This window comes from Bordetella avium (assembly GCF_034424645.1).
In the GTDB taxonomy this organism is placed as follows: domain Bacteria; phylum Pseudomonadota; class Gammaproteobacteria; order Burkholderiales; family Burkholderiaceae_B; genus Bordetella; species Bordetella avium.
The window spans coordinates 3,511,055-3,530,855 of the sequence record NZ_CP139969.1; the positions used below are offsets into that span (position 1 = coordinate 3,511,055).

The following is a 19,801-nucleotide window of genomic DNA, read 5'->3' on the forward strand; positions in this document are numbered from 1 at the left end:
TCCACCATGCTCTACCGCGAAAACGGCCAATTCAAGACCAGCTATCGCGCTGACCAACAGATCTTTCCCATCCGGCAGGACCGCCTCTTTTTCCTGCTGCTCATGGCGGTGGCCTTCGTGGCCGTACCCGCCCTGGCCAGCGACTATCTGCTGCGGGCCATTCTCATTCCCTTTCTGATCCTGGCGCTAGCCGCAGTGGGCCTGAATATTCTGGTGGGCTATTGCGGTCAGATATCGCTGGGCACAGGCGCCTTCATGGCGGTCGGCGCCTACGCCGCCTGGAATATCGGCGTGCGCTTTCCGGGTGCGCCGCTGCTGTTGCAGATTTTGATCGGCGGCGGCTTCGCCACCCTGGTCGGCATTGTTTTCGGCATCCCCAGCCTACGCATCCGTGGCCTCTATCTCGCTGTCACCACGCTGGCCGCGCAGTTCTTCATCGACTGGGCCTTCCTGCGCATTCCTTTTTTTACTAACTACTCCTCCTCGGGCAATGTCTCCGTGCCACCGCTGACGGCGTTCGGCATTCCGGTGCAAAGCGCGCTGGAAAAATACCTTTTTGTCCTGATTCTGGTGGTGGTCTTCACCCTACTGGCCAAGAATCTGGTGCGCGGAGCCATCGGCCGCCAATGGATGGCGATCCGCGACATGGACGTGGCCGCCGCAGTGATCGGCATCCGGCCCGTATACGCCAAGCTCTCGGCCTTTGCGGTCAGCTCCTTCATCGTCGGCGTGGCAGGCGCCTTGTGGGGCTTTATCCATCTGGGCTCCTGGGAACCGCTGGCCTTCGATCTGAACCGCTCTTTTCAACTGCTGTTCATGATCATCATCGGCGGTCTGGGCTCCATCATCGGTAGTTTCTTCGGCGCAGCCTTCATCGTGCTGGTGCCGGTGGCCCTGACCAATGTCCCCCATCTGCTAGGTCTGACGCTGTCGGTCGATACCGCCGCTCACATCGAACACATGGTGTTCGGGGCGCTCATCGTGTTTTTCCTGATCGCCGAGCCTCACGGCCTGGCGCGTCTCTGGAGCATAGGCAAAGAAAAGCTGCGCATCTGGCCTTTCCCGCATTGATCCACACACAACACCCGGCGACAGACCGGGCCAACCCCGGTGTTCAGACACCACGCAGGAGGTAAATGGAGATGAAGCGTCTTAACTTGAAATTGGCCGCGGCCCTGATCGCCGCATCCGGCAGCATCATCGCCACCCCGGCCAGCGCCGCCGAGGAGCAATTCGTGCCGCTGCTGGTCTATCGCACTGGGTCTTTTGCACCCCTGGGCATTCCCTGGGCGGATGGCAAACTCGACTATCTGAAGCTGGTCAATGAGCGCGATGGCGGCGTGAACGGCGTGAAGATCGCCTACGAAGAATGTGAAACCGCCTACGCCACTGACCGGGGCGTGGAATGCTACGAACGCCTCAAGCGCAAAGGCACGGGCGCCTCAGGCTTTGACACCCAATCCACCGGCATCACCTTTGCCGTGACCGATAAGGCCATGGTGGACAAGGTGCCCGTTGAAACAATGGGCTATGGCCTGTCGCAATCGGTCGATGGCCGCGTATTCGAATGGAATTTCCCGCTGCTGGGCACTTATTGGACCGCCGCAGACGTGATGATCCAGGACATCGCCAAGAAAGAAGGCGGCATCGACAAGCTCAAGGGCAAGAAAATTGCGCTCGTCTACCATGACTCGCCTTATGGCAAGGAGCCTATCCCCTTGCTGCAAAAACGCGCGGCCCAGGCGGGTTTTGAACTGCTGCTTTACCCGGTCACCGCGCCCGGCGTGGAGCAGAAATCCACCTGGCTGCAAATACGCCAGCAACGGCCGGCCTATGTGCTGCTCTGGAGCGCCGGCATCATGACGCCCACCGCCATCCGCGAAGCGCAGGCCAGCGGTTACCCGCGCGACAAAATGTACGCCATCTGGTGGGCCGGCTCGGAAGGCGACGTGAAGGATCTGGGCGACGTGGCCAAGGGCTATAACGCCATCACCATCCACAATAGCGCCGCGACCGGCAAGGTCTATGACGACCTCAAGAAATACGTCTACGACAAGGGCCAGGGCGCCGACAAGTCCGGCAACACCACGCTGGGCACGATCGCGCATACCCGAGGCATGATGATCTCCATGCTGCAAGTCGAAGCCATACGCGCCGCGCAAGAGAAATTCGGCAAAGGCAAGGCCCTGACCCCGGAACAGGTGCGCTGGGGCTTCGAGAACCTGAATCTCACGCAGGACAGGCTGAACGAATTGGGCTTCGGTGAAATCATGCGCCCTGTCAAAACGAGCTGCGCCAACCATATGGGCGACGACTGGGCCCGTATCGTGCAATGGGATGGCAAGCAGTTCAAGGTTGTGTCCGACTGGTATCAAGCCGATAAGTCGCTGGTCGATCCGCTGGTCAAAGAAGGGGCGGCCAAGTACGCCCAGGAAAAGAAGATCACGCCACGCAATTGCGAAGGCTGATGCCCCGGCCGCCGGCTGCGGCCGGCGGCCTTTTCCCAGGAAACGCCATGACAGTCTCTTCCACTGCGCCCAAGGCGCTGCTCGATGTCAACGGCATCGAGGTCATCTATAACCATGTGATCCTGGTGCTCAAGGGCGTGTCGCTGCGTGTGCCCGAGGGCAGCATCGTGGCCCTGCTTGGCGCCAACGGCGCGGGCAAGACCACCACCCTGCGCGCCGTGTCGAATCTGCTCAAGGGAGAGCGCGGCGACGTCACCAAGGGCTATATCCAATACCGCGACGAACGTATCGAAAAGCTCTCGCCCGCAGAACTGGTCAAGCGGGGCGTAGTGCAGGTCATGGAGGGGCGGCATTGCTTCGCCCACCTGACCATCGAAGAGAACCTGTTGACCGGCGCCTACACCCGCAAGCTGTCGCGCGGCGATGTGAGCGCCGCGCTCGATCGCGTGTATCAGTATTTCCCGCGCCTCAAACAACGGCGCGGCAGTCAGGCCGGCTACACCTCGGGCGGCGAGCAGCAAATGACGGCCATCGGCCGCGCCCTCATGGCCAGCCCCAACATGATTTTGCTCGACGAACCGTCGATGGGCCTGGCGCCGCAAATCGTGGAGGAAATTTTCGAGATTGTGCGCGACCTCAATCAACGCGAACGCGTCAGCTTTTTGCTGGCCGAGCAAAACACCAATATTGCGCTGCGCTACGCCGACTACGGCTACATCCTGGAAAACGGACGCGTGATGATGGACGGCGCGGCTGCCGATTTGGCGCAGAACGAGGACGTCAAAGAGTTTTATCTGGGCATCTCCAGCGGCGAGCGCAAAAGCTTCCGCGACCAGAAATTCTACCGCCGCCGCAAGCGTTGGCTGGCCTGATCCGACATCGCAAGAGCGCACACCCATGTCCGAGTTTTTCGATACCCTGGAAACACGCGATCCCGCCGCGCGCGAGCGCGCCCTCATGCAGGCGCTGCCGGATGCGATCGCCCACGCACAGGCCCGGTCTGCCGCCATCGCGGAGCAACTGCGCGGCGTCGATGCCGCGTCCATCACTAGCCGGGCGGCGCTGGCCACGCTGCCGGTATTGCGCAAGCACGAACTGCTGGCGCTGCAACAGCAGCGCCGCGACAGTGCCGAACCGGCCGGCGCGCTCAAGGCTTTCGGCGGATTTTCCGCGGTGGGCTGGAGCGAGATCGCGCGCGTCTTCGCCTCGCCCGGCCCCATTTACGAGCCTGAGACCCCCCGCCCCGATTATTGGCGCTTCGCGCGGGCGCTATATGCCGCAGGCTTTCGCGCCGGCGAGCTCGCCTACAACTGCTTCTCCTATCATTTCACCCCGGCCGGCTCCATGATGGAGACCGCAGCCCACGCCGTGGGTTGCGCGGTGTTTCCCGGAGGCACGGGCCAGACCGAGCAGCAGGTGCGCGCCATTCAGGATCTTGCGCCCTCCGGCTACACCGGCACCCCCAGTTTTCTGAAGATCATTCTTGAGAAAGCCGACGAACTGGGCATCCCGCTTACCTCGCTCAAGCGCGCGCTGGTGTCGGGCGAGGCCTTTCCGCCCTCTCTGCGCGATTGGCTGGCCGCGCGCGGCATCGCGGGCTATCAGGCCTATGGCAGCGCCGATCTCGGCATGATCGCTTTTGAAACACCGGCCCGTGAAGGCCTGGTGCTGGGCGAAGACCTGATTCTGGAAATCGTGCGCCCGGGCACGGGCCTACCCCTGCCCGACGGCGAAGTCGGCGAAGTCGTCATCACCACCCTCAATCCCGATTATCCGCTGGTGCGCTTTGGCACGGGTGATCTCTCCGCCGTCCTGCCAGGCCGCTCTCCCTGCGGCCGCAGCAATACCCGCATCCGGGGTTGGCTGGGCCGCGCGGACCAGACCACAAAAGTGCGCGGCATGTTCGTTCACCCTTCGCAGGTGGCCGAGGTGCTACGCCGCCACCCGGAGGCCGGACGCGCCCGTCTGGTGATCAGCGGCACGACCGGCGCCGAGCAGATGATGCTGCATGTGGAAGCGGCCGCGCTGCCAGCCGACCTGGCGCGCCGGCTGGTCGAAACGGTGCGCGACATCACCAAGCTGCGCGCCGACGTCAGGCGCGCCGAACCCGGGTCTCTGCCCAATGACGGCAAGGTCATCGAGGATGTCCGCCGCTACGACTAGGCGGCTCGCAGTGCAAAGGGGGTCCGCCTTTTTTATAAACTGGTGTTTTGCAACGGCAAGATCCAGGAGTCTCCATGCAGCCTGCCGCCTTCTTCGACCCAGTGACTGGCACGGTCAGCTATGTAGTCCACGACGGGCGCGATTGCGCCCTTATCGATCCCGTGCTGGATTTCGATGCGCGCTCGGGCCGCAGCTCGACGGCCGGCGCCGATGCGATCGCCGCCTTTGTGCGCGCTCAAGGGCTGCGCTGCCAGTGGATACTCGAAACCCATGCCCATGCCGACCATCTGTCGGCGGCTCCCTATCTACAGCGTCAACTGGGCGGGAAACTGGCCATCGGCCAGGCCATCCGCGAGGTGCAAACCGTTTTCAAACCCATTTTCAATCTGGCGCTGGAAACGGATGGCTCACAGTTTGACCACCTGTTCACGCCCGACGAGCGTTTCATGATTGGCAGCCTACAAGCGCAGGCAATCCATGTGCCCGGCCACACGCCGGCCGACATGGCCTATCGGATCGGCGACGCGGTGTTCGTGGGCGATACGCTCTTCATGCCTGACGTGGGCACGGCGCGCTGCGACTTTCCGGGCGGCGACGCGACGCAACTCTACCGCTCCATCCGCCGCCTGCTGGATCTGCCGCCCGCCACCCGTTTGTTTGTCTGCCACGACTATCCGCCCGAAGGCCGCCAGCCGGCTTGGGAGACCACCGTGGCTGCAGAGCGCCAAGCCAATATCCATGTGCGCGACGGCGTGAGCGAGGCCGAGTTTGTCGCCATGCGCCGCCAACGCGACGCGGGCCTGGCCATGCCCACCCTCATGCTGCCGGCGATTCAGGTCAATATCCAGGCTGGCGCCTTGCCCGAGCCAGAAGATAACGGCACGCGTTATTTGAAGATTCCGCTGGATCGCCTGTAAAGCGCCTCGTGGCGCTTGCGCGCCCGCCCGTTATCCCGCAACATCAGCCAGTCAAAAAGTCGGACTGGAGCTGATCAAGATGTTCATCGAAGCGCAAAGCGATCCTGTATACCCGAAAGAGGATTACAAGGCGCGCGAGCATCAGTTGCGCACGGCGCTGCTAAAGGCCCAATACGAGCGTCTGAACCGCGCTGACCGCAGCCTGCTCATCGTGGTCGCCGGGATAGACGGCGCGGGCAAAGGGCAGACCATCAACCAGCTCAACGACTGGATGGACCCACGCCATATTCACACCGCAGCCTTTGGCGAGCCGGATGAGATCGAGGCGCAGTTCCCCCCCCTCTGGCGTTACTGGAACGCCATCCCGGCCAAGGGCCAGACCGGCATTGTGTTCGGCTCCTGGTACAGCCAGTTGTTGCGCGAGTGCTACCGAAAAAAAACGCGTCCCGACCGCATAGAAGGCATCGGCGCGCAAATCCGCCGCTTCGAGGCCATGCTGACCGCCGAAGGGGTGCAAATCGTCAAACTCTGGTATCACCTGTCGGCCAAAGCTCAGGTCGAGCGCATCGAAAGGCTGACATCCAGCCCCGAAACCTCTTGGCAGGTTTCGCCCGACGACTACCGGGTGGCCAAACGCTATGACCGCCTGTGCGACGCCGCGAATATCGCATTGGCCCTCACCGACCAAGATCACGCGCCCTGGGTGGTCATTCCCAGCGCCGACGACAATATGCGGGTTATCCGCACTGCCGAAACCGTGCTGGCCACCATGAAGCGACGGGCCATTCCCATCGTAGCGCGGGCCGCCATGGACCGCCCCCGTCTGGGCCCTGTGCCCGACCGTCTGGGTGACCTGGATTACGATGCCCACGAAGACAAGCACGACTACGAGCGCGAACTGGGCCTCTTGCAAGGCCGGCTGGCCCAAGCGGTGCGCAGCGAAAAATTCCAGAAGCGCTCACTGATCCTGGCCTTCGAAGGCCAGGACGCAGCGGGCAAAGGCGGTGCCATTCAGCGCATCGTGCAAGCCTTGGACGCGCGCCGTTACGACATCACACCCGTTGCAGCCCCGGCCCCTTACGAACAGGCCCGCCCCTATCTTTGGCGTTTCTGGCGCCAGGTGCCGCGCCGCAGCCGTATCGCGATTTTTGACCGGACCTGGTATGGCCGGGTGCTGGTCGAGCGCGTGGAAAAGCTCACGCCGCCGGGCCTGTGGCGGCGCGCCTACGGCGAGATCAACGACTTTGAACGCCAGCTCGTCGAGAACGGCGCCATCGTGCTGAAGTTCTGGCTGGCCATCACGCAGGACGTGCAGCTCGAGCGCTTCAAAGAACGCGAGAACACCCCCTTCAAACGCTACAAAATCACGCCCGAAGACTGGCGCAACCGCGAAAAATGGCAGGATTACGCACAGGCCACCAATGAAATGCTGGCCCGCACCGATCTGCCTCACGCGCCCTGGTACCCCATCCCGGCCAACGACAAACGCTACGCCCGTCTACAGGTGTTGCGCCACATCGTAGACGCCCTCGAAAAAGACGATGCTGAGGCCATCGGCCTGGCACGGAGGAGATCCCTATGAGTTCAATTGACATCCGCTGCGCCGGAGCCGCAGATTTCGACCTTTGGTTGCCGCTTTGGAAAGGCTATCAAGACTTCTACAAGGTCAGCATCGCTGACGAAGTCACCCGCCTCACCTGGGAACGCCTGCTCGACCCGGCCGAACCGATGCATGTGGCGCTGGCCTTTGATCAGGGCCGCGCGATCGGGCTGGTGCACTGGATCTATCACCGCTCCACCTGGACGGCGGGGCCCTACGTCTATCTACAGGATTTGTTCGTGTCGCAGAACGTGCGCGGCCAAGGCGCCGGCCGCGCCCTGATCGAACACGTCTACCGCGATGCAGCGGCCAACCAGGCCGCGCGGGTGTATTGGCTCACCCATGAAAGCAACCAGGACGCCATGCAGCTTTACGACCGCATCGCCGACCGCTCGGGCTTTATCCAATACCGCAAGGTGCTTGCATGAGCGCGCGTGACCCGAATTGCCCGCTATGCCAGACCGATGGCGGCGAACTGATCTGGCAGGGCGCGCATCTGCGGGTCATCGATGCCCAGGACCCCGACTACCCGGGGTTCACCCGCATCATCTGGACCGCGCATCTGCCTGAAATGACCAGCCTATCCACCCGCGGCCGCGATTTGCTGATGCGGGCGGTATACGCAGTGGAGCAGGCGCAGCATGACATCCTGCAGCCCGACAAGATCAATCTGGCTGCGCTTGGCAATATGGTGCCGCATCTGCATTGGCACATCATCCCACGCTGGCGCGAGGACAGGCATTTTCCCGGCGCCGTCTGGGCGGCGCCGCGTTTCGCCACAGGCCAAGAGCCTGCCGATTTTCTGGCCCGCCGCGCAGCGCTCGCCTCGCGGCGTCAGCGCTATCACGATCGCCTGATCGAAAACATGAACGCCCTGCTTTGGCATTGATTCAAAGCGTAAAAAACATTATTTCCGTCTTATTTTCTGCCAAACCTCGGATTCGGTCCGACACATTCAGCTAAAATTCAGCTACCTTATCGTGCTGTGTAAGAAGGTGGCCTTGCACTCAGAGTGGGCCGCCTTCTTCAACTCTGAAAGCGAGTCCCGTGTCCCCTGCCGCTCCCCAAGCCAAATCCTTTCTACACGCCTTCTTCGCCTCCGAGGCGCTCGGCGGCTATATCCTGATGTTCGCAGCGCTGCTGGCGCTCGGGGTCGCGAATTCTCCCTGGGCGCCCGTCTATTTTGACGTGCTCGGCAGCAAGGTGGGGTTTCATGCCGGCCCCATCGCATTGCGCGAAACCGTACAACACTGGATCAATGACGGCTTGATGGCCGTGTTCTTCCTGCTGGTGGGCCTGGAAATCAAGCGTGAAATGCTCGACGGCCAGTTACGCGGCCTCTCGCGCATCGCGCTGCCGGGCATCGCCGCCCTGGGCGGCATGGTTGCGCCGGCCCTGATCTATCTGGCCATCAACAGCGGCAACCCCGAGGGTCTGCGCGGCTGGGCCATTCCCGCCGCCACCGATATCGCCTTCGCGCTGGGCATTCTGGCCCTGCTGGGCAGCCGGGCGCCCGCCTCGCTCAAGGTTTTCCTGACCGCCCTGGCCATTCTCGATGACCTGGGCGCCATCATCATCATTGCGCTGTTTTATACCGCGCAGCTCAATGGGGCTGCGCTGGCTGCGGCCGGGCTCTTGCTGCTCGGCCTGATCCTCCTCAACCGGCTGGGTGTCACCGCGCTTTTCCCCTATCTGATCCTCGGCGCGCTGCTCTGGTATTTCGTACTGAAATCCGGTGTGCACGCCACACTGGCGGGCGTCGCGCTGGCCCTGACCATCCCGCTGCGCCGCCACGCTTCACCCCTGCACAAGCTGGAACACGCCTTGCACCGCCCCGTGGCCTTTCTCATCATCCCAGTCTTTGGCTTCGCCAATGCCGGCGTTTCTTTTGCTGGCCTGGGCCTGGATGCGCTGACCTCGCCCGTGCCGCTGGGTATCGCGCTGGGCCTGTTTCTGGGCAAGCAACTGGGCGTTTTCGGCCTGTCATGGCTGGCGATCAAGGCGGGCATCGCCCGCCTGCCACATCAAGCCAGCTACCGGCAGCTCTATGGTGTCGCGCTGCTGTGCGGCATCGGTTTCACCATGAGCCTGTTCATCGGCGCGCTGGCCTTCGACAAGCCGCAAATCATAGACGCCACCAAAATCGGCGTGCTGGCAGGTACGCTGTGTTCGGCGGTGGCCGGCTATCTCTTATTACGCTTTAGCCGCCCCGCCCAATAAGGCATGGCCCACGCCATAATCCAGGCGGGCGGCCACCACAGGGGCCGCAGCGCCCACATCGGTTGCGAGCCAAGCGATCAGCCTGAGCCACGTGGCAACGTCCACCGCCGCCAGGCCACGATTGCCCCCTGAACCCGGAGCCGGGACATCGGCAGCGAGCAAACAGGCGGCCAGCCCTAACGGCGGTAAAGCGCCACCAGCAAGGCCGTGCCCAGCAACAGGGCGGTGACAGCCAGCATCACGGCAATAAAGCCGCTATCAAAGGCTTGTTTGGCCAGAGCGGCCAGATGCCGCCCCATCTCCATCGGCAATTGGTCCGCCTGCACCAGCGCATCATCGAGACTGCCACGCGCCGCCTGCGGAATGTCTGTCGGCAAAGAGCGGGTATACACCGCAGACAGCAAAGAACCCATCAAGGTGACGCCCAGCGCACCACCCAGCTCATACGACACCTCCTCAATAGAGGCTGCCATACCGGCACGATCGGCCGGTGCGCTTTGCATGATGGTGCTGGAGGCGGCCGTCATCGTGGCGCCTATGCCTATGCCCATCACGGCCAATGTGCTGATCTGCCAGACCAGCGCGCCGTCATACCCCCACAACAGCCCGCCCGCCCCCAGACCGGAAATCAGCAAGGCCCCTGCCAGCATCCGGCGCTCCCCGACTCGCGGCAGCGCCCAACCGGCCAGCGGCCCGGCAAGAAAGGCGGCAATCGGCAAGGGCAGGATGAAGATGGCGGCCTCAAGCGGCGAAAACGTCAGCACTAATTGCAAACGCTGTATGAACACCAGCTCCATGCCCAAAAGCGCCGCCGCGGCAAACACCGCAGCCGCAACAGCAGCGCAGAAGGTGGCATTGCGGAACAGGCTGAAATCGATGAGCGGATAGTGCAGGCGGCGTTGGCGACGCATGAATACCCAGAGCAGACCCAGACCGGCCACCGCCGCCAAGGCAGCCTCCGTCAGGGATGGCGCCGGCTTGCCCAGCTCTTTGAGGGCATAGGCGGACAACACCAAACCTGCCATCACCTGCAACGACCCCCTCAGGTCCCAGGGTTTGCCGACCGACGGTTCGCCGCGCGGAATAAGCCGCCAAGCCAGCGGCAAAGCCAGCAACACGATGGGTACATTGACCAGAAAGACCGAGCCCCACCAGAAATGCTCCAGCAGAAAACCGCCCAGCACCGGCCCGACGGCCGCGCCGCCCGACGCGATCGACGCCCAAACGCCAATCGCCAGAGCACGCTCGCGAGAATCGGTAAACGTAAGGCGAATAATCGACAGCGTCGCAGGCATCATCATGGCCGCGCCCAAGGCCAGCAACACGCGAGCGGCGATCAAGGCGCCCGCACCCGGCGCATAGGCGGCCGCGAGCGAGGCTAGACCAAAAACGGCCAGGCCCGACATGAACAAACGTTTGTGGCCCAGGCGGTCGCCCAGCGTGCCCATGCCGGGCAACAGCCCCGCAACCACCAGGCCGTAGATATTGACGATCCAGAGTTTGGCCGAGGCAGAGACGGCAAGGTCATGCGTCAAACGCGGCAATGCGGTATAGAGCACGGTCATATCCACCACGATCAAAAGCAAAGCGGTGGACACAACACCCAGCACCAGCCAGCGGCGGCTGTCGAGAGATTGGTTATGACTTAACATGGTTACTAACTCCTAGGCCGCCATTATTCATCTGTCATATTGGCAGTTAAAAGTTAAAATCCATCTATTAAATAGATGGATTCAGATATGAACTGGACGCTGGAGCAAATGCGCCATTTCATTGCGGCGGCGGAAACCGGTTCGTTTTCCGCCGCCGCAAGGCAATTGGGACGTGCGCAATCGGCGGTCAGCACCGCGATCGGCCTGCTGGAAGCCGATCTCGGTGTGGAACTGTTCGACCGCAGCAAGCGCAGCCCCGTGCTGACCGAGGCCGGCGAGGTGCTGCTGCTGGAGGCGCAACAACTGCTGCGCCAGGCGGCTCACCTGCAACAGCGGGCTTTGTCCTTCTCGGCGGGCGAACAGGCCCGGCTGGTGTTGGCCGTGGACGAAGCCCTGCCCGATCTGGTGATGGACGCCATGCTCAATGAGTTATCGCGGCGTTTTCCCGCTCTTGAGCTGACCCTGCTCTCTGGAACGGCGGCCGAAGTGGCCGCCTATGTCGAGAGCGGCCGCGCGGCGATGGGCATCCATTTCGACCGCGCCGAACTGCCCGCCACCCTGGTCTACCGCCATCTAGGCAGCGTGCGGCAGGGCATTTATGTCTCGCACCGCCATCCACTGGCGGCACAGACCGATATCAGTACCCAGGATCTGGCCCGCCACCGGCAGTTAGTGATGCATATGGAAGACAGGGTGGATATGATTCTGAGCCCCTACATCTGGCGGGCCGACAGTTTCTACAATATCGCGGCCATGGTGGCCGACAACCTGGGCTGGGCGATTCTGCCGCTCAATATCGCCGAGTATCACGGCTACCGCAGCCATCTGGTGCAAGCGCCCTGCCGTGACCTGAGTCTGCCCCCGGCAGGCCTGCGGGCGCTATGGCGCCAGGGCAGTGTGCCGGGGCCGGTCGCCGTATGGGCGCAACGACGGGTCGAAGAATTACTGCACCCAGACTGAAGGAGAGCATCATCGCAATAGGCATCCTGGCCGCGCTGGCCGACGAAATCCGCGACCTGATCGACGCCATGGAACCGGGCGCGAAGGTCCACCGCATCGGCATGCGCGACTATCACGAGGGCGTGCTTTACGGCCATGAATGCGTGATCGCGCTAACGCGTGTCGGCAAGGCCGCCGCCGCCGCGACCACCGCCACGCTGTTACAGCGCTTTGCCATCACACGTGTCATTTTCACCGGCGTGGCCGGCGGCATCCACGCGGGCGTCAAAGTGGGCGACGTGGTGATCGGCAGCGAAACCCTGCAACACGATATGGATGCGCGGCCGCTTTTCCCGCGCTACGAAGTCCCCCTGCTGGGGGTATCGCGGCTGACGGCAGACCCGGAACTGAGTCAGCAGCTTGAGCACTGCGCCCTGCGCTTTCTGGCAGAACGCGATAGCCAGGTGCATCGGGGTCTGATCGCGACCGGCGACCAGTTCGTGGGCAACACCGAAACCGGCCATGATTTGCGCGCACGCCTGCCCGACGCCTTATGCGTCGAAATGGAGGGCGCGGCCGTGGCCCAGGTATGCCATGAGTTCGGCATTCCCTGGGCGGTGCTGCGCACCATTTCCGATCACGCCGATTCGCATGCCGACATTGATTTTCTACGCTTTCTGCGCGAGGTCGCCAGCGTCTACTCCAGTGGCATCCTGCGCCACTATCTGCAAACCTGGCCGCTGGCGCGTTAGAGGCGCCGCCCAAACCCCTTGTGACCCCCCCTTGTGACAACCATGGCTATCGACAATCGCTTGCTCCCCAACACCCTGGCCGCTCAGGCGGCTGCCCTGCCCTCTGCCTGGTCCCAAGCCCTGGCTGCCCCTGGCGTCGCGCAGGCGCTGGACCACATCATCAACCACGTCGAAGCCCGGCTAGCCGCGGGCGCCACGGTCTATCCGGCCACGCCTTTGCGCGCCCTGTCTTCGCTGGCGCCGTCCGAGGTGCGGGTGGTGATCCTCGGGCAAGACCCCTATCACGGCCCGGGCCAGGCCCAGGGCCTGGCCTTCTCCGTGCCCGATGACTGCAAATGCCCGCCCAGCCTGCGCAATATCTTCAAGGAAATCGGGCGCGATTATGCCCTGGACGGCAAGCCAGGCCACGACTTGACCCCCTGGGTCAAACAGGGCGTATTGCTATTGAATACCGCACTCACCGTCGAAGACGGCCAGCCCGCCTCCCATGCCAAACGCGGTTGGGAAACCGTTACGGACGCCCTGTTCACGCAAGTCGCCCAAGACCCGACACCCAAAGTGTTTCTTCTTTGGGGCGCGCACGCCCAGGCCAAAGCCGCCTTGCTCCCGCCAGGCCACGCCCACCTTGTCTTGAGCGCCAATCATCCATCCCCTTTGTCGGCCACCCGTGCGCCCACCCCTTTTATCGGTTGCGGCCACTTCCGCCTGACCAATGAATGGCTGGAGAAACAAGGTCAAACCCTGATTGACTGGACGGCAACTTTTAAAAAAATCCCCGCCCAAGCTGAATTTCGGTTATGATCCTTGCACTGCACCAAATAGATTCGGCATTTTCTATCGCCTAAACGCGACTTGCAGTCAACGCCCCCTGACAGGGCTCCATGCCGAACTTCATCGATTCCTGACCTCTTTCCTTTCGCCCCGCAGGCACATCCTGCACTGATGCGCAACGGTTGATTCGGTCGGCACGATGCTTCCATCAACCGCTGCCTGGTTCCGGGGCTGTTTTTCGCTGCCCGCTGCCCATGCATCTGCGCCACCCTGCGTGGCAAGGAAAAGTTATGTCTTTCGCAGACTTGGGCCTCTCGCCCACCATTCTCTCCGCAATCGAAGCTACCGGTTTCTCCGAGCCCACGCCGGTGCAAGCTGCCGCCATTCCGCGCGCCATGGCTGGCGCCGATCTGATGGTGTCCTCGCAAACCGGTAGTGGAAAAACGGCCGCTTTCATGCTGCCCGCCCTGAACCGTGTCGCAGGCCAGTCGCCCAACAAAGGCGTTGGCGTGCAGATCCTGGTACTGACCCCCACCCGCGAACTGGCCTTGCAAGTGGCTGACGCAACCGCGACCTACGGCGCCAATTTGCCGGGTCTGCGCACCACGACCGTGGTGGGCGGTGTGCCTTACGGCGCCCAGCTCAAGGCGCTGTCGCGCCGCGTTGACGTGCTCGTCGCCACGCCTGGCCGCCTGATCGACCACCTGAAGGCGGGCCGCGTCAAACTGAACACCGTGCACACGCTGGTGCTCGACGAAGCCGACCGCATGCTCGACATGGGCTTCATCGAAGACATCGAAACCATCATCGAACGTCTGCCGCAAAGCCGCCAGACCCTGCTGTTCTCGGCCACCCTGGACGGCAGCGTCGCCCGCCTGGCCGAAAAAATGATGCGCGAACCCGAGCGTATCGAAATCGCCGGCCACCGCGACAAACACGCCAACATCACGCAAAGCCTGCTGTACGCCGACGACGCCTCGCACAAGATGCGTCTGCTGGATCACCTGCTGCGCGATACGCGCCTGGACCAAGCCATCGTCTTTACCGCCACCAAGCGCGGCGCCGACGACCTGGCCGACCGTCTGAGCGAACAGGGTTTCTCTGCCGCCGCCCTGCACGGCGACATGAACCAACGCCAACGCACCCGCACCCTGACCCAGTTGCAACGCGGCCAGGTTCGCGTGCTGGTCGCCACCGACGTAGCCGCCCGCGGCATCGACGTGCAGGGCATCAGCCATGCCGTCAACTTTGACCTGCCCCTGCAAGCCGAAGATTACGTACACCGTATCGGCCGCACCGGCCGCGCTGGCCGTGACGGTCTGGCTTACACGCTGGCCGTGCACTCCGAGCGCCATAAGGTTCGCCGCATCGAACACTACATCGGTCAGACCATCACGCCGGAAACCATTGCCGGCCTGGAACCGCAACGCAGCCCGCGTCCCAGCAGTGGCGGCCCGCGTGGCAACGGCGGCAAGCGTCCCGATGGCCGACGCTTCGGCGGTGATCGCCCCCAACGTAGCTTCGGCGACCGTCCCCAGGGCGATCGTCCCCAACGCAGCTTCGGCGACCGTCCCCAACGCGACTTCGGTGACCGCCCCCAGCGCAGCTTCGGCGACCGTCCCCAGCGCGATTTCGGCGATCGTCCCCAACGCAGCTTCGGCGACCGTCCGCAACGTGATTTCGGCGATCGTCCCCAGCGCAGCTTCGGCGACCGCCCCCAGCGCGATTTCGGTGATCGTCCCCAACGCAGCTTCGGCGACCGCCCCCAGGGCGATCGTCCCCAACGCGATTTTGGCGATCGTCCTCAACGCAGCTTCGGCGACCGTCCCCAGCGCAGCTTTGGTGACCGCCCCCAGCGCGCCGCGCCGGGCAAGCGCTTTAGCAAACCGGCTGGCGACCGCCGCGGCTGATTGAACGCGCTTGATTGACATACGAAAGCCGGGCATCGCCCGGCTTTTTTCGTGCCAGCATGGGAAAATAACGCCATGCAATCGACTCTCGCCTCATCCCTGCCCGAATTGGACGCCACCGCGCAAGCGCATAGCGCGGCCCTCATCGAACACCTGCGCGACCGTATCGCCGCTGCGGGTGGCTGGCTCTCCTTTGAACAATGGATGGCGCAGGCCCTCTATGCGCCCGGCCTGGGTTATTACACGGCAGGCGCGGTCAAACTGGCATCCGATCCCGGACAGGCTGGCCTAGCGGCAGGCGACTTCATCACGGCCCCCGAACTCAGCCCACTCTTTGCCCATACCCTGGCACGCCAGGCGGCCCAATGGTTGCAGGCCACGCAAACCCACCGCGTACTGGAGTTCGGTGCCGGCACCGGCGCGCTGGCCGAAGGCGTGATGGCCGAACTCGGCCGCCTGGGGCTATCCGTCGAATACGCCATCGTCGAAGTCTCGGCCGATCTGCGCGCTCGGCAGCAAGCCCGCCTCGCCCCCTTGGGCAGCCGGATGCAATGGCTGGACCATCTGCCGCAGGCCTTCGAGGGCGTCGTGCTCGCCAACGAGGTGCTGGACGCGATGCCGGTCCGTCTATTTCGCTACGACGAAAATGGGCAGGTGCAAGAGCGCGGCGTCAGTTGGGATCAAGGTTTTGTCTGGCGCGACCGTCCCGCAGACGCCACGCTGGCCGAGGCCGTGCGCGCCAGGCTGCCGGCCTTGCCGGGCTATATGTCTGAAATCAATCTGCAAGCCGAGGCCTGGGTGCGCGAAATGGGGCGCTGGCTCAAACGCGGCGCGGCCTTGTTGATCGACTACGGCTTTCCGCGGCGGGAGTACTACCACCCGCAGCGGGCCGGCGGCAGCTTGATGTGCCATCTGCGCCATCATGCCCATGCCGATCCTTTCGTGGCACCGGGCATCCAGGACATCACGGCACATGTGGACTTCACCGCCATCGCCGATGCGGCACTGGAAGGCGGCCTGGATGTGCTGGGTTACACCTCGCAGGCGCGCTTTCTGATGAACGCCGGCCTGCTGGATTTGCTTGGCCAGCTCGACCCATCCGATGTCAAAACCTATGCCCAGGCCACCGCGCCAGTGCAAAAGCTGCTCTCAGAAGCCGAAATGGGCGAACTCTTCAAAGTCATCGCCATCGGCCGTGACCTGCCCTGTCTCTCCCAGGGTTTCGCACGGGGCGACCGGCGCGCCTACCTTTAAACCAGCGTATCCAGGCGTACCTGGCGCAGGGCGGGCTTGATACGGGCCGGGTCTCCGGCGCACTGGCGGGCAACCGCAGCGGCGTCCACGCCTCGCACCGCATCAAGATCGCGGCGCCAGGCCTGCGCATCGACCTCGGCCACCACCGCCACCGCTTCGGCCAGCGCCATAAAACGCTCGGGTTTACGCAAACCGTCACAACGCTCGATGAGATCCAGCCGTTGCGCCGGCAAGGGCGCAGGCAGCGCCCGCAACCATTCGGGCAATAAGCGCGCCATATCCGCGCAATCGGCCGGCACCCGCAAAGCCAGAGGTTCCGTGCTCAAGCGCGACAGCAAGGCGTAGCGGCCAGGCAAGGCCAGCCCACGCCTCGCCGCCTCATCAAGATCCGGCGCCACGGTTTCCCATTGACGCAATTGCGGCATCACGCGCGCCAATGCCCCGCATCGGGCCCAGACACTCAGCATGCGCGAAGGCATGGTTTCCATCAGACCCCGGGACAATTCTTTCCATACCCGTTCAGGCACCAGCGCATCTACCTCGCCCTGTTCGACCATCTGGCGGCACAATGCCAGGGTCTCGGGCGCGATATCGAAATCCGTAAACCGGGCTGCGAAACGGCCCAGACGCAAGATGCGCACCGGATCTTCGGCAAAGGCCTCGCCCACATGACGGAAACACCGCGCACGCAAATCCGCCTGGCCGCCCAGCGGATCGATCAGTTCGCCGCCAGGAGCCCGCGCAATGGCATTGACGGTAAAGTCGCGCCGCCGCAAATCCTGCTCAAGCGTCACGTCGCTGCCGGTATAAAAGGTAAACCCCTTATAGCCGCGCCCCGACTTACGCTCCGTGCGCGCCAGCGCGTACTCCTCTTTGGTACGCGGATGCAAAAACACCGGAAAATCGCCACCCACCGGAATAAAACCGCGCCGCGCCATCTCTTCGGGTGTCGCGCCCACGACCACCCAATCGCGGTCACCTGCAGGCAAACCCAGCAAGGCGTCGCGCACCGCGCCGCCCACAATATAAGCATTCAGGCCCGCCACGGCAGCATCGGCGCTCATGGCGACTTAGCCGCCACGGCGGCAGACGGCATGACGGTGCCCAAACGTTCCTTGAGCGACTGGGGCTGGCCCGAGAACATCGCGGCGTAATACACCGCGTTGGACATGACGTGCTTGACGTATAAACGGGTCTCGGTAAACGGTATGGTTTCGGCGAACACCGCACCTTCGACCGGGAAATTAAACGTCGAGCGCCAATTGCGCGGCCGGCCCGGCCCGGCGTTATAACCCGCGCTGGCCAGCATCTGCGAGCCATCCAGATCACGCAGCACCATATTGAGGTACTGCGTGCCCAACTCGGTATTGACCTCGAAATCGTTCACGCGGGCGGGCGTGAAATCCGTCATGCCTATTTTGCCCGCCACCCACTTCGCGGTAGCAGGCATCAATTGCATCAGCCCCGACGCACCCACATGAGAGCGGGCATCCATGATGAAACGCGACTCCTGGCGGATCAGACCATAGACCCAGGCAGGATCCACCTCCAGCGCACGGGCCCTGGCGGACACGCGGCCTTCGAACGGCGCGATAAAGCGCTGCGTGAAATCAAACTCGCGCGCGGTGCGCTCCGACGTATGAACCACGCGGTCATAAATGCCCTCTGCGCGGGCCAGCTCGGCAGCCGCCAGCAATTGGCGATCGCTCATGCCGCGCAGCGCGAAATTCCATTCGGGCACCGCCTCGGCACGCCAACCCAAACGGAAGAGATGCACTGCACGCACCAAACCCGGATTGGCACGCGCCTCGATCATTTCGGCCTGCGTGACCGCCGGCGCCTGCGCCGGCAAGCTGATCCGGCGCCCTAGCTCTTCGGTCGCCAACTGGCCGTAAAAATTAAACTGATCGGCAATGCTGGCGTAAGCACGCTGCGCCTCGGCGGTCTGGCCCTGCGCCGCCTGACCCCGGGCCTTCCAATACACCCAGACCTCCTCGGCGCGTTGCGCGGGCGGCATTTCATCGATGGAGGCTACGACCCATTTCCAATCCACCTTCTGCTGGCGCAGTGCGGCGCGCACTTTCCAGGAATGGTTGTAATCCGTCATACGAATATGGCCTGCCGCGCGATACCAGTCATTGGCCTGCGGGTTCAAAGCCAAGGCGGCCGCCAAGGCATACTGCCCGCGCACCCAGGCCAGATGCGAAGGCGGCAAGTGCTGGGCCCATTCACGCTCCAGATAGGAGTTGGCGACATTCACATCCGCGCGGGCCAGCCGGGCCAGGGCCAGCGTCACCAGTTCTTTTTCATTACGTCCCACCGGCGACTTGTCCTGGCGCACCAACCATTTCATGGGATCGCGCATCATCAGGTCATAGGTTTTCAAATCCCTGGGCTCGAAGATGTACTGCACCAGACGGCGCGCATCGGCCGTCCGATTCGCCTCGATCGCGTCGCGCAACTGCGGCAAAAGCTCGTCCCAGCCCAGGGTGTGATCCGCCACGAGTTGGTCGTACAACGACCAGCACGCGCCGCCCGCCGCAAATACGCTCAAGGCCTCCTGGGCCGTGGCGCGCTTGCCCGTCATATGGCGTGCATTCAGCACCGCACAGTTCACCTGGGCATTCGCTGCCTTGACCGGCGCCAGCCTGCGCACGGTTTCAAAGTCGCCGCTGCGTGCGGCAGCCAGTATCCAGTCGGCGCGCAAGCGGTCCTCAAGATAGCTGCCCGCATTGGCAGCCAGGAACTGCTTCAGTTCGGCATCGGGCCGCACCCCGTTAGGCGGCGCAGACAACTGATAACGCAACAGCCAGTATTGGGGATAAATCCCCAACATATCCGTCTGGGCCTGGGGCGCCAAGGCGCCCAACACCGACCATTGCTTGGCATTCATGGCATCCCGTGCCGAGACCACCGCCTGCCGCGCCACCGAGTCCGGCGAGGCAGGCAATCCGGTTTGCAGCGCGCGCTGCACTGGCGCCGCCGGCGCGCTTGGCAGCGCCTCGGCGGCGCGCTGCTGCGCATCGACCGGCGCACAGGCCGCCACCCACATTGCCAACAGCGGCAATAGCCGCCGCAACCCCGCTGCCAAAGAATTCTGATACCGTTGGGATTGACGCCCCGCGAATACTGTCGGCTTCATCGCCCGTCCCCTC

17 protein-coding genes are annotated in these 19,801 nt (G+C 63.4%); 14 read left to right on the plus strand and 3 right to left on the minus strand.

The window, feature by feature from the left end:
- Positions 1-6 precede the first annotated feature (6 nt).
- The 9 genes from U0029_RS16215 to nhaA all read left to right on the plus strand — a co-directional run bounded on the left by U0029_RS16215 (position 7) and on the right by nhaA (position 9,368).
- Positions 7-1,071 (plus strand): branched-chain amino acid ABC transporter permease, encoded by a 1,065-nt coding sequence (locus tag U0029_RS16215; RefSeq protein WP_012415888.1) that lies wholly within the window; start codon positions 7-9, stop codon positions 1,069-1,071.
- A 65-nt stretch (positions 1,072-1,136) separates the two neighbouring features.
- Complete coding sequence (locus U0029_RS16220) at positions 1,137-2,468, plus strand: ABC transporter substrate-binding protein (protein WP_012415887.1); 1,332 nt, start codon at positions 1,137-1,139, stop codon at positions 2,466-2,468.
- Positions 2,469-2,515: 47 nt separating this feature from the next.
- Positions 2,516-3,340: an ABC transporter ATP-binding protein gene (locus U0029_RS16225; protein ID WP_114851598.1), complete on the plus strand. Its 825-nt coding sequence runs from the start codon at positions 2,516-2,518 to the stop codon at positions 3,338-3,340.
- Positions 3,341-3,365: 25 nt separating this feature from the next.
- On the plus strand, positions 3,366-4,631 hold the full coding sequence (locus U0029_RS16230; protein WP_012415885.1) for a phenylacetate--CoA ligase family protein: 1,266 nt from the start codon (positions 3,366-3,368) through the stop codon (positions 4,629-4,631).
- A 74-nt stretch (positions 4,632-4,705) separates the two neighbouring features.
- Entirely contained in the window at positions 4,706-5,548 is an 843-nt protein-coding gene (locus tag U0029_RS16235) for an MBL fold metallo-hydrolase (RefSeq protein ID WP_012415884.1), read from the plus strand.
- A 79-nt stretch (positions 5,549-5,627) separates the two neighbouring features.
- Positions 5,628-7,130, plus strand: a complete 1,503-nt coding sequence (gene pap, locus U0029_RS16240; protein WP_012415883.1) for a polyphosphate:AMP phosphotransferase — start codon at positions 5,628-5,630, stop codon at positions 7,128-7,130.
- Positions 7,127-7,576: a GNAT family N-acetyltransferase gene (locus tag U0029_RS16245; protein WP_012415882.1), complete on the plus strand. Its 450-nt coding sequence runs from the start codon at positions 7,127-7,129 to the stop codon at positions 7,574-7,576. Before pap ends, U0029_RS16245 begins: the two co-directional genes overlap by 4 nt.
- A complete protein-coding gene (locus tag U0029_RS16250) occupies positions 7,573-8,037 on the plus strand; it encodes an HIT family protein (protein ID WP_012415881.1) in 465 nt (154 codons plus the stop codon). Before U0029_RS16245 ends, U0029_RS16250 begins: the two co-directional genes overlap by 4 nt.
- A gap of 158 nt (positions 8,038-8,195) precedes the next feature.
- Positions 8,196-9,368: a Na+/H+ antiporter NhaA gene (gene nhaA, locus U0029_RS16255; RefSeq protein ID WP_114851597.1), complete on the plus strand. Its 1,173-nt coding sequence runs from the start codon at positions 8,196-8,198 to the stop codon at positions 9,366-9,368.
- 176 nt (positions 9,369-9,544) lie between these two features.
- On the opposite strand, the gene U0029_RS16260 is transcribed toward nhaA, so the two are convergent.
- A complete protein-coding gene (locus tag U0029_RS16260) occupies positions 9,545-11,020 on the minus strand; it encodes an MFS transporter (RefSeq protein WP_012415879.1) in 1,476 nt (491 codons plus the stop codon).
- 87 nt (positions 11,021-11,107) lie between these two features.
- On the opposite strand from U0029_RS16260, the gene U0029_RS16265 reads away from it, so the two are divergent.
- The 5 genes from U0029_RS16265 to U0029_RS16285 all read left to right on the plus strand — a co-directional run bounded on the left by U0029_RS16265 (position 11,108) and on the right by U0029_RS16285 (position 16,646).
- Positions 11,108-11,980: a LysR family transcriptional regulator gene (locus U0029_RS16265; protein WP_039051827.1), complete on the plus strand. Its 873-nt coding sequence runs from the start codon at positions 11,108-11,110 to the stop codon at positions 11,978-11,980.
- On the plus strand, positions 11,938-12,711 hold the full coding sequence (locus tag U0029_RS16270) for a 5'-methylthioadenosine/adenosylhomocysteine nucleosidase (RefSeq protein ID WP_114851595.1): 774 nt from the start codon (positions 11,938-11,940) through the stop codon (positions 12,709-12,711). Before U0029_RS16265 ends, U0029_RS16270 begins: the two co-directional genes overlap by 43 nt.
- A gap of 42 nt (positions 12,712-12,753) precedes the next feature.
- Positions 12,754-13,512 carry a uracil-DNA glycosylase gene (locus tag U0029_RS16275; protein ID WP_012415876.1) on the plus strand — a complete coding sequence of 253 codons (759 nt, stop codon included), beginning with the start codon at positions 12,754-12,756 and terminating at the stop codon, positions 13,510-13,512.
- Positions 13,513-13,772: 260 nt separating this feature from the next.
- Entirely contained in the window at positions 13,773-15,392 is a 1,620-nt protein-coding gene (locus U0029_RS16280) for a DEAD/DEAH box helicase (protein WP_162790321.1), read from the plus strand.
- A gap of 75 nt (positions 15,393-15,467) precedes the next feature.
- Positions 15,468-16,646 carry a class I SAM-dependent methyltransferase gene (locus U0029_RS16285; protein WP_114851593.1) on the plus strand — a complete coding sequence of 393 codons (1,179 nt, stop codon included), beginning with the start codon at positions 15,468-15,470 and terminating at the stop codon, positions 16,644-16,646.
- Here the strand turns inward: U0029_RS16285 and U0029_RS16290 are convergent.
- Both U0029_RS16290 and U0029_RS16295 read right to left on the minus strand, forming a co-directional pair.
- Positions 16,643-17,710: a tRNA CCA-pyrophosphorylase gene (locus U0029_RS16290; protein WP_012415873.1), complete on the minus strand. Its 1,068-nt coding sequence runs from the start codon at positions 17,708-17,710 to the stop codon at positions 16,643-16,645. The genes U0029_RS16285 and U0029_RS16290 overlap by 4 nt on opposite strands.
- Complete coding sequence (locus tag U0029_RS16295) at positions 17,707-19,788, minus strand: lytic transglycosylase domain-containing protein (RefSeq protein ID WP_012415872.1); 2,082 nt, start codon at positions 19,786-19,788, stop codon at positions 17,707-17,709. The genes U0029_RS16290 and U0029_RS16295 overlap by 4 nt, the downstream gene beginning before the upstream one ends.
- Positions 19,789-19,801: the final 13 nt, after the last annotated feature.

Coding starts and splice junctions, on each gene's coding strand:
- U0029_RS16225 (WP_114851598.1), top strand. CDS start 2,516: ATGACAGTCTCTTCCACTGCGCCCAAGGCGCTGCTCGATGTCAACGGC.
- U0029_RS16285 (WP_114851593.1), top strand. CDS start 15,468: ATGCAATCGACTCTCGCCTCATCCCTGCCCGAATTGGACGCCACCGCG.
- U0029_RS16265 (WP_039051827.1), top strand. CDS start 11,108: ATGAACTGGACGCTGGAGCAAATGCGCCATTTCATTGCGGCGGCGGAA.
- U0029_RS16250 (WP_012415881.1), top strand. CDS start 7,573: ATGAGCGCGCGTGACCCGAATTGCCCGCTATGCCAGACCGATGGCGGC.
- U0029_RS16260 (WP_012415879.1), bottom strand. CDS start 11,020: ATGTTAAGTCATAACCAATCTCTCGACAGCCGCCGCTGGCTGGTGCTG.
- U0029_RS16245 (WP_012415882.1), top strand. CDS start 7,127: ATGAGTTCAATTGACATCCGCTGCGCCGGAGCCGCAGATTTCGACCTT.
- pap (WP_012415883.1), top strand. CDS start 5,628: ATGTTCATCGAAGCGCAAAGCGATCCTGTATACCCGAAAGAGGATTAC.
- U0029_RS16215 (WP_012415888.1), top strand. CDS start 7: ATGCTCTACCGCGAAAACGGCCAATTCAAGACCAGCTATCGCGCTGAC.
- U0029_RS16280 (WP_162790321.1), top strand. CDS start 13,773: ATGTCTTTCGCAGACTTGGGCCTCTCGCCCACCATTCTCTCCGCAATC.
- U0029_RS16270 (WP_114851595.1), top strand. CDS start 11,938: ATGGGCGCAACGACGGGTCGAAGAATTACTGCACCCAGACTGAAGGAG.
- U0029_RS16295 (WP_012415872.1), bottom strand. CDS start 19,788: ATGAAGCCGACAGTATTCGCGGGGCGTCAATCCCAACGGTATCAGAAT.
- U0029_RS16230 (WP_012415885.1), top strand. CDS start 3,366: ATGTCCGAGTTTTTCGATACCCTGGAAACACGCGATCCCGCCGCGCGC.
- U0029_RS16220 (WP_012415887.1), top strand. CDS start 1,137: ATGGAGATGAAGCGTCTTAACTTGAAATTGGCCGCGGCCCTGATCGCC.
- U0029_RS16235 (WP_012415884.1), top strand. CDS start 4,706: ATGCAGCCTGCCGCCTTCTTCGACCCAGTGACTGGCACGGTCAGCTAT.
- U0029_RS16290 (WP_012415873.1), bottom strand. CDS start 17,710: ATGAGCGCCGATGCTGCCGTGGCGGGCCTGAATGCTTATATTGTGGGC.
- U0029_RS16275 (WP_012415876.1), top strand. CDS start 12,754: ATGGCTATCGACAATCGCTTGCTCCCCAACACCCTGGCCGCTCAGGCG.